We start from the raw sequence: 1,204 nt of genomic DNA, 5'->3' as shown, positions 1-1,204 counted from the left end.
CAACCATCACGATCGGCAGTTCGGTAAGCGCGTGCGATGCGACCAGCCGGTCCAGTCCGTCGATCGGGCTGGTCAGCCGCGCGGTGGTGTGGTCGTCGAACATCGCCTGCTGCTGAAGCGGTCCGTCGCGGAAATTGCGGCCGATCATGCCCTCGGCGAACGGGTGACGCGTCAGCAAGGTGCCGTCGCTGTGATGCATCGAGACGGCTGAATCGCCGATCAGCGAGACCTGCGACAGGAAACGGTCGAAATGCGCCGGCGTGATCGCGCGCGTGACCACGCCGAGGAATTCACCGTCGGCTGCAGTCAGGCGCTGCGCCAGCACGATGCTCCAGCCGCCAGCCAGCGCGTTCTGCTCCAGCGCGACGGTAACCCGCTGCGCGGTCCCGGATTTGTGGTCGAGGAAGTAGCGTTGATCTGCGATCGACAGCACCGGCACCGGCCACACGTCGGAGGTGTTGATCAGGATGCCGTTGGAATCGAAAATTTTCAGCGCAGTGATCTCGGTCGCACCTCGGGCGCGCGAGCGCAGAGTCTGATGCATCGCCAGCGTCGCCATCGTGCCGCCGAACGCTTCGGCCGACGGCTGCCGCATCTGGCGGGCAGTGCTGACGATGTCGTTCTGCATCGCCAGGAAATCGTCGATTTCGCGGTCGTAATGCAGCGCCAGCAGCAACGCGGTGTTTGACAGCTCGCGCTCGCCGTTGCGCAGCGCCTTCTCCTTGAAATTGCTGACAGTCAGCGCGGTGGTGACCGCAATACCGGCAATCAGCAGGGCGCCGCTCAGGATCAGCCAGAGGATCGGGCGAAGACGCAGCATCCCGGCGACGGACGAGTTCTCGCCGATGTCAGGAGGAGGTTCGAAAGCCGGATCTGGGGGCCGGACGTGTTGCATCCCGCGAAAACTACCTGCCACAGATGAGAGGCGGGTTAGCAATCACGGTAAGCAAAACTTGAATCGGGGAGCGGCGCTGGAATTGTTCAAGACCATGCCTGTTCAATATTGCTCATGTCGGCGCCGGCGGGTCAATTGCTGCGAAGGATCAACGCAGCAGTCTTCGGCGCAAAGCAAAGGGCCGGCGGATCGCTCCGCCGGCCCTTTTGACATGCGAACGGCAGCTGACTGCCGGTGCCGAGCGGTGCCCGGTTAGTTGATCGGTGTGCCGGCGCGCGGCGCCGCAGCGCTGTTGGCACGATAGACTTC

1 pseudogene is annotated in these 1,204 nt (G+C 63.6%); it reads right to left on the bottom strand.

Features of this window, described 5'->3' with window-relative positions:
* Window positions 1-820 (bottom strand): annotated as a pseudogene (locus DYI24_RS26860) (diguanylate cyclase); the annotation flags it as partial.
* Between the last annotated feature and the right edge of the window lie 384 nt (window positions 821-1,204).

The organism is Rhodopseudomonas sp. BR0C11, from assembly GCF_010820945.1.
Taxonomy (GTDB): Bacteria; Pseudomonadota; Alphaproteobacteria; order Rhizobiales; family Xanthobacteraceae; genus Rhodopseudomonas; species Rhodopseudomonas palustris_H.
The sequence above is the reverse complement of the archived record's forward strand: the minus strand, read 5'-3'. Positions and strand labels throughout refer to the sequence as shown.